The following is a 13980-nucleotide window of genomic DNA, read 5'->3' as shown; positions in this document are numbered from 1 at the left end:
TAATGTATAGAACCAATTTTCAGGGAAAATATATACAGGAATCCACTTTAAGGAAAGGCGGTGCTCCACTCCATGAATCATCAGTCTTCACAACCAGAGCATTCCTCAGACAAATCAGCTGAGACATTAACGGATCGACAAGGGCATCCCATTACGGACAATCAGAATGTACGAACCGTTGGCAACCGGGGACCGACTACGCTGGAGAACTATCATTTTCTCGAAAAGATTACTCACTTCGACCGCGAACGTATTCCGGAACGTGTGGTCCATGCCCGCGGCGCTGGCGCTCATGGCATATTTGAAGCGTATGGAACAGCCGGGAGTGAACCAGTATCGAAGTACACACGTGCACGTCTGTTTCAGGAAAAAGGCAAACAAACGCCCGTTTTCGTTCGCTTCTCTACCGTTATACATGGCGGACATTCACCGGAGACACTGCGGGACCCGCGCGGATTTGCTGTAAAATTCTATACCGAAGATGGCAACTGGGATCTGGTGGGTAACAATCTGAAAATCTTTTTCATTCGCGACCCGCTTAAATTCCCGGATATGGTACACGCCTTCAAGCCAGACCCGTTGACCAATGCACAGGATATGGAGCGTTTTTTTGATTTTGTATCATTAAGTCCTGAAGCTACCCATATGGTGACATTCCTCTTCTCTCCATGGGGCATTCCAGCGAATTATCGGCAAATGCAAGGCTCGGGCGTCAATACATATAAATGGGTCAATCAGGAAGGCACGGGCGTACTCATTAAATACCACTGGGAACCGCTCAATCAAGGGATACGCAACCTGCTGCAAAAAGACGCGAGCGAGATTCAAGGACAGAACTTCAATCATGCGACATTGGACCTGTATCACGCTATTGAAAAAGGGGACTATCCCGAATGGGAGCTGTGCGTTCAAGTGATGGAGGACGGCGAGCATCCAGAGTTGGATTTCGACCCGCTGGACCCAACCAAGCTATGGCCGCAAGATCAGTTCCCTTTTCTACCTGTGGGCAAAATGACGCTGAATCGTAATCCCAAAGATTATTTCAATGAAGTGGAGCAAGCAGCGTTTGGCACAGGTGTATTGGTAGACGGGCTGGATTTCTCAGATGACAAACTGCTGCAAGGACGGACCTTCTCCTATTCGGATACCCAGCGTCACCGGGTTGGTGCGAACTATCTGCAACTGCCTGTGAATGCGCCGAAAAACCGGGTGGCAACCAATCAAAGCGGCGGACAGATGCAATATCAAGTGGATCGTGCACCGGGGCAGAATCCACATGTGAACTATGAGCCTTCATCGCTCGGTGGGTTAAAAGAAGCACCCCCACGTGGTAAGGAACATGAACCACTGGTGGAAGGTCGACTTGTCCGTGAGAAGATTGAGCGTACAAATGACTTTGGACAAGCGGGTGATACGTATCGGGCGTTCGAAGATTGGGAGCGGGATGAGCTAATCAGCAACATGGTCGGCGCGTTGGCACAATGCAAACCGGATATCCGGGAGCGCATGATCTCTTACTTCACCCAAGCGGATGCGGATTACGGTCGGCGCGTCTCTGAAGGGTTGGCCTCTGTACCAACCGATGATAGTGCCACAGTCCAACCGAAACATGAACCAAGTGTCGAGCAAGCAGAGAAACGCAGTCGTGAGACGGACGGATATTAAAATAGCTGGACAGCGTTTAGACTGATAAGTCTGACACTGTTAGTACATTTGAGTATTTTGAGTAAGCAAATTACGTTCTGAATTAAACATAGCCCTGATCGTCAAGTTGCCCGTTGCAGCTGCTATCAGGGCTTTTTCATGACTAGTTTGAGTATAATCTCCACTTCAGGATGTAGGCTGCTATTTATTTTAGGTTGAATGAAGTTCATAGGAGTGGATCGAAGGTAAGACTTGTGCTCGTGGGATGGAAAAGCGTACTTCTCTACGTTCATTTCAGATGATTCTTCGTTAAATGAGAGCTATCACCCAATGGAAAGATTACATAATTCACGTGATATTACAGGCATTGGAAGCTTGCAGGCCTGACCTGCCTGCATGTACCTCCATCTGATCAGATGATTATTGATGATAACGCTTACAACATTTACCATAAAGCTGTGTCCTAGAGATTACATCTAACCAGCCGGCATGACCTATCTCATAGGTAACGGTCTGGTACACGGATACCACATGCTCTTCATTCTATTCCCAATTAACCAAGGAGGCTTACGTAATGAAATTATTCCCATCCACATCCACTCATGTATCTGCACGTTCTCTGAAGGAACGCTCCCTCAAATCCAAAATGGCCCATATCTGTCTGAGTGCCGCGTTCCCTCTATTATTAATTGGTGGTGGATCGGCCGGTGCTGAGGAACTGATCGAGAGCAGCTTGCAAAATCCCTCTGAATCGGTAGCGACTTCGAATATCGCGCTTGCTGCTGGTGATCTGTATGTGTCTCCTGGCGGCTCAGCCAGCAATCCGGGAACACTGAACAGTCCAACGTCACTGGCTAACGCATTGACCCAGATCGCACCAGGCAAAACGATCTATCTACGCGGCGGTACCTATAACTTCTCCCAGACCATTACCATTGAACGTGGCAACAGCGGCACATCGAGCCAACGTAAAAACCTGGTGGCGTATGGATCGGAAAAACCGGTCTTTGATTTCTCCGCTCAAGCCTTCGCTTCCACCAACCGCGGGCTGCAAATGTTCGGAGACTACTGGTTCGTCAAAGGGCTTGAGGTGAAGGGTGCAGGCGATAACGGCATCTTCATCGGGGGCAGCTACAACCGCCTGGAGCAGATCGAGGCTCATCACAACCGGGATACGGGTATTCAAATGGGACGTTATGCTTCTACAGCCGCCAAGAGTGAATGGCCTGCATATAATGAGGTGATTCGTTCTTACTCCCACAACAACTATGACCCGGATGACGGCGAGGATGCCGACGGTTTTGCGGCCAAACTGACCGTAGGCCCGGGCAATGTCTTCGACGGTTGTATTGCGGCCTATAACGTGGACGATGGTTGGGATCTGTATAGCAAAACGGACACAGGCGCCATCGGCGCGGTCACGATCCGCAACAGCATCGCCTACGCCAATGGCGCAACCGCAGACGGCACTTCTACCTCCAACAGTGATGGTAACGGCTTCAAGCTAGGCGGCGAGAAGATTGCAGTGAATCATATCGTTGAGAACAGCATTGCGTTTAATAATAAAAAGCATGGCTTCACCTACAACAGCAATCCCGGTTCGATCCAGATGAAAAATAACACCTCCTGGAACAATGGGCAAAGCAACTTTGCCTTTGATGTAGGCACCCACATCTTCACCAACAACCTGTCCTTCCAAGGCGGCGCCAGTGACAAAACAAGCGGAACCGACGTCAGCAGCACTAACGTCTGGTGGAAAAACAAAAAAAGCGAGAACGCCAAAGGCCTGCTCGCCAGCGCAGCCGACTTTGTCTCCCTCGTGCCTTCGGTAACACGTAGCGCGGACGGAACACCTGTCCTGGGCAATTTCCTCAAGCTTGCGGGTGGCAGTGATTTGATTGGTTCGGGTACGCCATCGGGTAAGAATATTGGGGCACGGTAGGTATGTGAGTAAATAAGATAAAAGAATAATTTAAAAGCAAAATCCCCCTTCCCCATTCCGCCTAAGCGGTGGTAATGGAGGAGGGGATTTTTGAATTGCTGTGTATTGTCTGCTGACTTATAAGGTAGATAGATATTCACGGTTTGGCTAAAACCTCAATCATCAGTCTGCCGCCTGTGCGAAAACCTTGCTCGAATGCCGCTTCCACACACATCGACGTGGACTGTCCGATCAAGTCTATCAGTTGTTCCAGAGCATCGTATTCGTTCTCGGTAAGCTGTGTTTTGTAGTCCTGCATCAGGTCCGATATCTGGCGATTGATCTCCTGATACTCGGCCTGCTCAGGATGAATCGACTCGTCCAACCGCAGGTTCCCGTGAAACAAATCTTCGATCAGGTTTGACATGTTATCCTTCATGATAAGGTCACCTCAGGAAAATTGTACATCAAGGGATGAGGTGAGATGGGGATTTAGCGGGAAATCCGCTAAATCAGTCTTTAGTTCATTCAGAAGAAAAACTAAGCTCTTATTAGAAATTGCTCTCTCCCTTTCGAACTAATTCTTTAATTCGTTGATCTATTTTCTCTATTTCATTCACAGGATTCTTCCACCAGTTTCTGCTCCAGATTCGCTCAATGATCCAGCCTCTTGATTCCAGATATCTTTGTCTGTAAACATCACGTTCTCTAGCACTTGGCGAACTGTGATACATAGCCCCATCACATTCTATACCTAGAATATACCTGGAAGAATCATTTGGATGGACAACTGCCATATCAATTCGATATCCCGACATACCTACCTGTGTGGTCAGTACATATCCCAAGTTACGGAGTTGCTGATACACTTGTTCTTCAAATGGAGAATCGAATTGCACGGATTGTTGAACTGTCTGCGTGCTTATTGTTTCATTGATCTCTTGGATCACTGATTTGATATCTTCATTTTTATTTCCAGACACGGCTCTAGCATATTTTAGGTAACTTTTGAATAGCCTAGGACCTGGTTCAGAGGCATTGGCTACATTTAAATCCTCAGGCTCAATGCTGGAAACCACTGTTATACTTTCCTTAGCACGTGTAATCGCCACATTAAGTCGATTTTCACCATTCTTTTGATTGAGTGTTCCAAAACGGTTATGCACTTTACCATCTTCATTTTTAGCGTATGCGATAGAGAAAATGATGATATCTCGCTCGTCTCCTTGGACATTCTCAATATTTTTGACAAAGAGCCTTTCATCTAAGTCACGAGCCATTTGTTCTGTGTAAAGTACCCTGAACTCTTCGTCTTCTAATACTGTTTTATCAATCACGTCAAGAATTTTAGACTGTTGTTTCGCGTTGAAAGTAATAATACCAACCGATTTTTGATCTTGTTCGATTAATATCTTTTTCAACTGCATAACAACTTCCAAGGCTTCGACCTCGTTCGATTGGTTCAACCATCTGCCGTTTACCTTCTTCCAGACAATTGCAGGAGGTTTCTTAAACGGAGTAACGTTTGGCGCAATTTGGACATACCCATTATAAAAAGCATGGTTAGAGAAGTTAATTAGTTCTTCATATTTTGAACGATAATGCCACTGTAAAATTTTTTCTGGAAAGCGTCTTTTCGCTAGATTGAGTAAGCTTACAGACTCGTCGACATCATACTTTGCTTCGTCATCTTCTTCGTCATCTGCATAGCCGGATCTAAACAAATTAGATGGTTGAAGTTGCTTTTCATCCCCAGCTACAATGATTTGCTTACCACGGTATACAGAAGGCATACTACTTTCAACGGTTAATTGCGAAGCTTCGTCAAAGATAACGATATCAAACATTCCCTCTTGAAGAGGAAAAATAGAAGACACCACATCTGGCGAAGCCAGCCAAACGGGTAAAATATCTGCTAATACGTTATCGCTAAATTGGTTTACTAACTTACGAAGAGGCCAAATTAATCTCTTTTTACCCGTTTGATGTTTTAACTCTTTTGTAAATTGTCCTTTATTAAGCTGTAAAAGATTCACATGATTTTTTAATTCGTTAATTAAATATTTTGCGGATACTTTCCGTTTCTCTTCCAATAACTGTGCAAATGATTGGCGTATTCTCTTAAATTCATTTGTAGAAATCTTTTGAACATCGGGATATTTCGCTTCAATTTGATCAATCCAGTGTACATATGCTGAATTTTTAAAAATTTCCACCCAAAACTTATTGAGCGACTGTTCATAATCGACTTCTTTTTCCTGCAACGCTAAAATAACACTTTTTATTTCACTACTGGACTGCTTCCAGAACGTATCCATTGATTTCAAATCATCAAAATCTTGCTGGAAATATTCTAAAAACAAGATTAATTCTTCTAAAGGGATATCGCCGTCCGCTACTCGCTCCTGTAATCTGACTACATGTTCTTCCTTAACTATAGAACGTAATGCATTCAATTCTTCTGTTAGTGTCATGGTTAATTTGCCTAAATCGTGCGTGTTCTTCAAAATCTTTTTAATCTTTACCCACTCGCTTGAATTCGTCCCTTTGAACACCTCTCCATTCAGAATCTGATCAATAATGGACTTGCCTGTAATCCTGGTCCACCAGAATAAGCGTAGCCCTAGAAACGAACGCTTTTGGTCTCCATCAAGTTCTGGGTATATTTTGTTTATCTTTTGTTGTACTTCCCAAGCATAAGCAGGAGTGAACTTTATCAGACCTAGCTTTTCGATAATAGCTATGGCTATTTTTGCTTTGTCGATTAAATCTTCCAATTTTTTAATCGTGTCCAGTTTCTTTTTTATATCAAAGTCAGCAAAACTTTTACGATCACGAAGCGGATAATGTTCTTTTCCATACAACTCATACCATTCTCCATAGGTGAATATAGCCTCCGTCATTTTAGGAAAAGAATCCTTCGCCAACTGATCAGAAACACTTTGCAGCGAAATGATTTTGTTCGAATCGATAATAGGATTGGATAGGCCATAAAGTTCATACAATCTGTAACCAAACGGTTGCTTTTCGTAAAGTGCTTTTGCGATTGTATTAAGTAATTTTTCTTGCTCATTCAGCCTGGAGGTAACGTTTATTAATTCTTCTACAGCTTCAGCAAATTGCAAATCGTTATGCTCTAATACTGTCGTTATCTTTTTATAAAGCAATTTTCGATCAATATTTTCATCGTGCACCATAGCAATATGATCACTTAAACCCAGTGTATTCATCCGTTGATAAACTACATCTAATGCAGCTCGTTTTTGACAGACTACAAGAACTTTTTTCTTCCTATGTAGAGCATCCGTAATTAAATTTACAATAACTTGGGATTTACCCGTTCCTGGAGGTCCGTGGACGACTAGACCTTTTTGAAAACGGGCTTCTCGAATAATTTCCTCTTGCGAACCATCACTTTGCAATACATTTAAAATGTCACCTTTAATATCAACTCGCTCATCAAGTTTGACTGGATTAGCCAGTAACCCTTCATCCCTTAAAGAATTATTATTAAAATCAATCATTTCTCCCACTAATGCAAGAGAGCTGGTCTCATTTAAATGAATTAATTCATCAAAATCACGAACAATGGCTGACCCTCCTTGCGGAAAATCTCCTATCACTGCATTTTCCAGCAATGTCATATTTGCTACTTCTGGAATGTCATTAGACATGTACTCTTTTAAGCGACTTAGCCCCGTTTCTGTATATTCGACCTTTAGCTGTTGCTTTCCTAAGAAATCGATAACTTCTTTAAAATCCATAGAACCTGCAACTGAGACAGCCTCTTCAAAAATCTCTTCTGGGAAATTAAGTTGATTTAATTTCTTTAAGGCCAGGAAAAGCGTTCTATTGAGCTGTGGGCCACCTTCTTCAAGTTGTATCACCCATTTTTGTAGTTTTGTGTTGTCTTTCTCTAATCGGATTGGAAATAAAAAAAGAGGGGCTTGAATAAAGGTACCATCAAAAAGAGTTCCTGATAAAAATGGATAGCCTAAGTATAAATCGTGGACACCTGATTCATCTTCTGTCGCTTTAATTTGACGATAAAGGTCTGTAAGCTTTTTGGATAAACTTATTGATTTTTCATTATCAATTGATGGTTTCAGTAAGGTGATTTTTTCTTTGATCCTCTGTTCTAAAATTCCCTTTAGAATTGATTCCGTTTCTTGCTTTGTTTCCACAATATCTATCATAGAAAGGTCAAAGCTCCATTTTTGATAAATCTTTAATAATCGAATAGAGCGATTACGTTTATTGATATTGTTTAGCTTGTCACGCATATGCACTAACTGATCTTTCAATGTTTTCACTTCCTTAAAACAGAAATTATATCAATATGGTATTATATTACACAAGAAAACTGAACAAACAGCAAAGGAACAGAAAATTGACAGGTAATCAGAAGTAGTACACTGACAACAGCGTTGACAGCTGAAGACGGTGACTCGTCAAGTTACATAAAATTAGACCCAGCATAAGCTGGGCCACATAGTCGTAATTGTAGGTGCAAGTAACATTGTGTAACAAGACAAATATCTTCAATTCAATTATAACCCTAAATGATATCCGTTTTACAACTTAAATAAACCTAAAAATTTCTTTGGTGATTCATTTTTAATAGCATAGGATGTTAGTTGACCAAGCATTTGAGTTAATCCGTTCTCAAACTCTAAAGATTCATCATCTGCACCAGTATACGCATGGGCTATTTCATGTAACAGAGTGCCTGAAAAATCGATTACATTACGTAATTGGCTCCGTTTGATCGTAATCTTCTTTTCTATAGGTTCCCACAATCCAAGTGCTTCAAAACCAGAATAATCGACCCGCATCGTCTCCGAGATTCTAATTTCTTTTATGTTTTTTGTCTGACTACTGGGTAGCCAATTTAAGATTAAATCTTTTACAGCAAAAACCTTTTGTTCCTCTTTTGACAAACTAGAGACAGGTATGTAAGTAAAATGAAAACTTGTATTAAACTCTTCTCGATAACCTTCTAAATCTCGAATAGGACTCCCCTCTATGTCTTGGAGTTTTGTAAGTCTATAAGCAATGGACTCTGGGACGACCACAACTCGGTAACCATCATCCAGGGCATGAGTGACTAAAGAACCACCATTCCTCATTTGGTCAGGTGTGAGAAAAATTACATTTTCGTTAGCATTTAAAATTTTACATGCATGGAGTTGGACATCTGTCCACTGGAGTTCGTCATGAATATAACCTGTTTCGTAATTTTTCAGATCCGCAGCCATTTCATTAGCAACGACTGAATCAGTACATGCAAGCAGTATAGATTTCACTCTATCTGTATAAGCACTGCGCCCGACGTTCGTGCGCTCCCGGTTGAGAGCTTTGCGTAGCGCCGCATTGGTAGAGGTAATATTATAGCTAAACAAGAAATTTTCTTCTTCGGCTACACACAGCCCGTTCACATAAATTCTTGCTTTATTCTCTTTCTTTGGTTTTAAAACCGAACCGTAAGACGTTTTTTCTAATATTTCATCCCCTGAAAAATGTAGAAAGAAATCTTTGGCTTGTTCCATGTCCTCATCGTTGACTCCGTATAAAATTACATCAGTTCCAACAAGGGTAGGATCAGATGGTGACTGAATTACAGCATGCAGGGTAACGATATCATCAAATCCATGCTTATTGCTCTTGTCCATAGTGATATCTGCATGACGAGAACGAATCAAGATTTGGATATTTTGACGGTCAAACGTAGCCATTGCATCCTTCAATCCTACGCCAAATTTTCCAATAACCATCTCAGGATTATTTAACTTTTCCTTATTTTCGTTTTGTGTAAAGTGCTCATATCGTAAACCACGGCCAAAATCACGAATATGCCATGCTCCCTGCTCATCCTTGTAAATCTTTGGTACAGACGTCTCTGATAGTAAATATTCATCGAAGGCATTAGCAATTAGTTCTCGTAAAGCGTAGGCAGGGGTCCAATGTTCAAGTACTTTTTCAATATTTAAGTCAAACTGACGTGCGACTTCCATTATGGTTCTCCTCCTTAGATATATTTCATATTGTCGTTATGTATGGTCATGAATGAGGCTCAACTGCCAGCAAAAATATGAAAGCTTACAATGCACTGATGATCATTTCATCAACTCATACTGTAATAAACTGTGATTCAAATGAAGAAAATCTAATCCTACTTTTCGTATTTTAATTCACAAAACACCTTCCTGTAAAGATTCCCATTTTTGAGACGTTAAGGTTAGGCTTGGTAAAGTTCAATGATATGCCTGTACTTACTCATGTTAGATTTTGAATCATTAATTAGCCGATGTAGCCTTCCACTCTCTTTTTGTAAAGTCAAATTTCAGATAACTTCATATTTAATTTAGGATACTCGGTAGCACTTTTAAATTACTTAATACCTCCTTTGGGATTGTACTTATACGTTTTCTGCTCATCTGATGATGTAAATTTAATTGTTTTAACATTCTTCTATGTTGGTCACGTTCATAACTGCACCAGTTTTTTAAGGACACTAAATAACTCGTTCTTTAACTCTTGTATCTTCTACCGTCCCTGATGTGTCTAAAAGATCCCTGATACTTTTGTAAAGCTTAGAGCGTAGCATGATCTGTTTAAAATACATTACATATCAATAAACTTAATAACTAATTAGACTTTTAGACGTATATACTTAAATCAAAAAAAACCTCGAAAGTGGGATAACCAATCGAGGTTGCGTTGTTCTTACAATTCAAATGTTGTTCTATTTGGAAATTGTCCATTTTCACGATTCAGACACATTGCCAATCTCTGAGCCGCTCTATCAAAATAAAATTTCGACTCGTTATTGGCATTTACTACTGGCGTCACTTCTTGTATCGTTTCATTCTTTTTATTTAGCTCTATCTTTCCCATAATTTGTTCATTCGGCCCAAAATGATAAATAACCTTTTCCTCATCTTCATAATCTTTCAACAATAATACAAACGAAGCCATTACATTCCCTCCATAACAATTTGAGATGACGTCTGGACATTTATATACCCCAATAATCCTTATCACACTCAATCTTTTGTACAGAATCGCAAGCACGTTGGAAATCTGCTTTCGTATAAAGTTCCGTTAACTTATTCGCCTCTTCCTGCCAATCGAGACCACACTGTAAAAGGTAATCTGTAAACCATTCATAGTAGGACGGGTTGATTGGATTCGACAGGATCAATCTTTTATATATCATCATCACACATAGGATCGGCAGAAAGAATCTTGAAACTCAACATTAATCTTTTCTAATAAACGATAAGTATCGTCAACGATCTTTTGCGATTATTGACTCTCAATCTCAGAGATCTCAATATATTTTTTGGTTATCCACTCTAATGCTAATTCCGCTTGTTCTTTCAAGATAACACCTCGCTGGGTTTTATACTGAAAGTTCTCTTTTGCCCACAACAATAGTATCTTTACATATTCTAATGTTTCAATTTCACATGTACTGTCCTCTTCATCTTCTTCTGCAAAGATATCTTCAAAAGTTGTGAAAGACTTATCAGATTTTATTAAGTTCACATTCCCTCCACCTTCGTATAACGTTATTTTCCCTTTCAGTAATTCGATTAAGTTTCCGATCTCTTCCTGGATCGTGGCAAAGTCTCCAAATATATCCGATCCCAAAGAATTACTAATCAAATAACCATTCTTTAATGATGAATCGATGCCTAAGTCCACGATAACTTCGTTGAAATCTTCTTTATATTCGATTGTATACCTGTATTTAATCATGTTCGTATCTCCAATCTTCTTAATACAACGGATAAGCCGATGTGATTTTCTCATTTTTTATAACAAATTCAATAGTCACTCCTGTACTGGAAGTCCCCCTATATCTATTATTTTTAAAAAGAACTTTGTTATCGAATGCTATATTTATTTCATCAATTACTTGTTGTGGTGTCCAATCTTTCGAAAAGAACGTGGTCTTCGCTTTTTTTAGTATTCCATCTACCTCTACATTGGCTCTATACACACCATACTCATTAGGAGGATCAATATTCCCAACAACTTTCCCTTTGGTATTTGGCATACCTTCATAATGAAATCCAACCGCTTGTCCCTTTATTATTTCACCCTCGAAGATATGATTCAATGCATTACTTGTAGTTCCTTTTTTAAAAACCTCAGTATTCTTTAACTCATTGATTTTCCAACTACTGTGCCCCGTACCCTTAATACTCCCCTTTTGCCCATTCGCTTTCCTCGCCTCAGCCGCTTCCAAATTCTTTTTAATCTTCGCCACAGCTGGATGAGAAGAAGGTAGCCGAAAAGGTCCTTTGCCACCCGGCATACTCCCGCGAACCATCTGAAATGCCATAAATAGTTGGCTGAACTTCAGAGAAGTCAACATCATCTGAGCATACTTATCGGATACAGGCTCGCCTGTGAAGGGATGAATTCCATTTTCAAAAGCTTTGATCTGCATCGCATAAATATCTTCCCCGGGCGCTTCAGCATCCGTAGCTTGCATCCGATTGATATCCAAATGCCCCTGATCCTTCTTATATGCCTGAAGGGCTGCCTGATCCGTAACACCATTCTCGTTCACAGGCATCCACATCAGCTTCCCATACACATTGACTTGCGCCATCCGGTAGCCTTTATCCTCCGTACTCGCATCATTACCCAAGGTCTTCATCATTACTCCCGCACCCACAGCGCCAACAGCACTTCCAAGACTCACCTTTTCAGCATCGACATTCTCAAATCGCGTAGCGATCTCCTTGAGTTCCTTGGAGATGCCCACCATACTCTCCAGTGCTTTATCCAATATAGGGCGCGACTGTTCAAACTCATAGTAGAATCGCTCCTGCGTCGCCCCCGTCCACATCATCTGAACGAACATGATCTGTCTCGTCAGTTCACTGCGAATATGCTCCAACTGTTGTCTGGCCTGATCCACCTGATTCGATACGTGATGTAACTGTTCAGGGGTAACTTTAATGGTATTCATCCATTTTCACCGCTCATCTAAGATATGATACAACTATGTTAGCAGAAGTTTAATGGCAATTACATCCGGCTAACCTCCTGATTTCACTGCATGAATCCACGCTCAGAATGATTTATATCCGTCCCTCAGCCCCATAACATTTCTCTGCAGGTGTATACATGTTCCTGAGGGTTGTCCTTCAATTTGATGACTACAGGATACTGCGGCATTTTACTGCGATCAACAGCAGACTTTAACAATTCATGGCATTAATGAATAAACTTGACTTGTGCCGTTGATAGGGGTACTATATGTTTGTATAAATGGAATATATTACAATTTAAATATTTATTTTGGAATCTTATATTAACAAGATGGGTATCCGAGCCTAACATAACTAAGATATCAATGCGTATAAATGAGTTTTACATTTTGTCTGCAACACATAACCATTGGCAGGCATTCATTTTACATATACATTCCTACTTCATAGAGTTTTCTAGCCTGTAGAGTTCTACCTCCTTAATTTCTTTTTCAGTAAAGAAAAAAGGGAAGAACCATTTTCATAAGAGAGGAGGGCAAGAGGCTTTAAGCTGCAAGCAGGTCTATTTGTCGTAACCGCATGTTTTTGTAAAAGAATACCCATATCAAGAAAGGTGGAATTTATTGCTATGAGAAAATTGATTAGTTTAGCTCTTATTCTTGTTCTAATGCTTTCATTTAATGTAGCTGCCTATGCAGACGGTGATGTGACTCAAGCCAAACCTATGACAAAGGAAGAAATTATTAATTCCAAAGAATTCCGTGAAGCTGTGAAAGCGGCTAAGGCTGAATTTGAATCGCAGAAGGCTGATAATGCGGGTGGTCCAGTTCTGTTTGCGCCTGCTCCGAAAGTATCTCACATTAATGTATACGGTGTCGTATCTCCTAATGGCGGCCAAGAAATTTACGACTTCAATAACAACCCACTCTCCACAACCAATGATCATGGTGGGGCTTGGATTCAGTGTATTACTTTCCAGATCGGTTATGACAGCAGTCACTACGGTAAACTCGCCGGCAATACAATGACTAACAACTGGTCTGAAGCTATTGATCTGGACGGTGACCGTGTCGTAGATGCTTGGGCCCATTCTTGGGTTTATGAAGCGCCTAGTACAGGGGGACAATTTGTAGGTACGGTCTATTCCATTAATATTCCAACACTGTGGACCGCTTGGATTAATGTTCGTTAACAGGAAGGATGTAATATGAATATCGGAGGAATTAGCTATCCTGGTTCTATCCTGAGGAATACGAGAAGTAAGCCCAAAGGCTCATCAGCTCCAGATACGAATCGGATCGCACCTAAATTTGATATGGCAGCTCACTCTTCTTCTAACAATTATGTTAGTACATTTGTTCAGGCGCCTTGAAGAATGCATCTCAAGAAGTCCAGGATGCGTGG

At 41.0% G+C, this 13980-nt stretch carries 9 protein-coding genes; 3 read left to right on the top strand and 6 right to left on the bottom strand.

Annotated features, from left to right (window positions below; genetic code table 11):
- Nucleotides 1-72: 72 nt before the first annotated feature.
- Entirely contained in the window at nucleotides 73-1665 is a 1593-nt protein-coding gene (locus PAEAM_RS07790) for a catalase (RefSeq protein WP_100527153.1), read from the top strand.
- 553 nt (nucleotides 1666-2218) lie between these two features.
- Complete coding sequence (locus tag PAEAM_RS07785) at nucleotides 2219-3586, top strand: right-handed parallel beta-helix repeat-containing protein (protein ID WP_100527152.1); 1368 nt, start codon at nucleotides 2219-2221, stop codon at nucleotides 3584-3586.
- A gap of 136 nt (nucleotides 3587-3722) precedes the next feature.
- Here the strand turns inward: PAEAM_RS07785 and PAEAM_RS07780 are convergent, their stop codons facing one another.
- The 6 genes from PAEAM_RS07780 to PAEAM_RS07755 all read right to left on the bottom strand — a co-directional run bounded on the left by PAEAM_RS07780 (nucleotide 3723) and on the right by PAEAM_RS07755 (nucleotide 12554).
- Nucleotides 3723-4004: a DUF6809 family protein gene (locus PAEAM_RS07780; protein WP_100527151.1), complete on the bottom strand. Its 282-nt coding sequence runs from the start codon at nucleotides 4002-4004 to the stop codon at nucleotides 3723-3725.
- A gap of 112 nt (nucleotides 4005-4116) precedes the next feature.
- Nucleotides 4117-7869 carry an AAA domain-containing protein gene (locus PAEAM_RS07775; protein ID WP_100527150.1) on the bottom strand — a complete coding sequence of 1251 codons (3753 nt, stop codon included), beginning with the start codon at nucleotides 7867-7869 and terminating at the stop codon, nucleotides 4117-4119.
- A gap of 270 nt (nucleotides 7870-8139) precedes the next feature.
- On the bottom strand, nucleotides 8140-9579 hold the full coding sequence (locus PAEAM_RS07770) for an ATP-binding protein (protein ID WP_100527149.1): 1440 nt from the start codon (nucleotides 9577-9579) through the stop codon (nucleotides 8140-8142).
- A gap of 712 nt (nucleotides 9580-10291) precedes the next feature.
- A complete protein-coding gene (locus PAEAM_RS07765; protein ID WP_100527148.1) occupies nucleotides 10292-10543 on the bottom strand; it encodes a hypothetical protein in 252 nt (83 codons plus the stop codon).
- Between the two features lie 330 nt (nucleotides 10544-10873).
- Entirely contained in the window at nucleotides 10874-11329 is a 456-nt protein-coding gene (locus tag PAEAM_RS07760; protein WP_100527147.1) for a hypothetical protein, read from the bottom strand.
- 19 nt (nucleotides 11330-11348) lie between these two features.
- Nucleotides 11349-12554, bottom strand: coding sequence for a WXG100 family type VII secretion target (locus PAEAM_RS07755; RefSeq protein WP_100527146.1), 1206 nt, complete (start codon nucleotides 12552-12554; stop codon nucleotides 11349-11351).
- A gap of 650 nt (nucleotides 12555-13204) precedes the next feature.
- Between PAEAM_RS07755 and PAEAM_RS07750 the strand changes: the two genes are divergently transcribed.
- Nucleotides 13205-13768, top strand: a complete 564-nt coding sequence (locus PAEAM_RS07750) for a DUF4879 domain-containing protein (RefSeq protein ID WP_100527145.1) — start codon at nucleotides 13205-13207, stop codon at nucleotides 13766-13768.
- The last annotated feature ends 212 nt before the right edge of the window (nucleotides 13769-13980 follow it).

The organism is Paenibacillus sp. GM1FR, from assembly GCF_002803315.1.
In the GTDB taxonomy this organism is placed as follows: Bacteria; Bacillota; Bacilli; order Paenibacillales; family Paenibacillaceae; genus Paenibacillus; species Paenibacillus amylolyticus.
The sequence above is the reverse complement of the archived record's forward strand: the minus strand, read 5'-3'. Positions and strand labels throughout refer to the sequence as shown.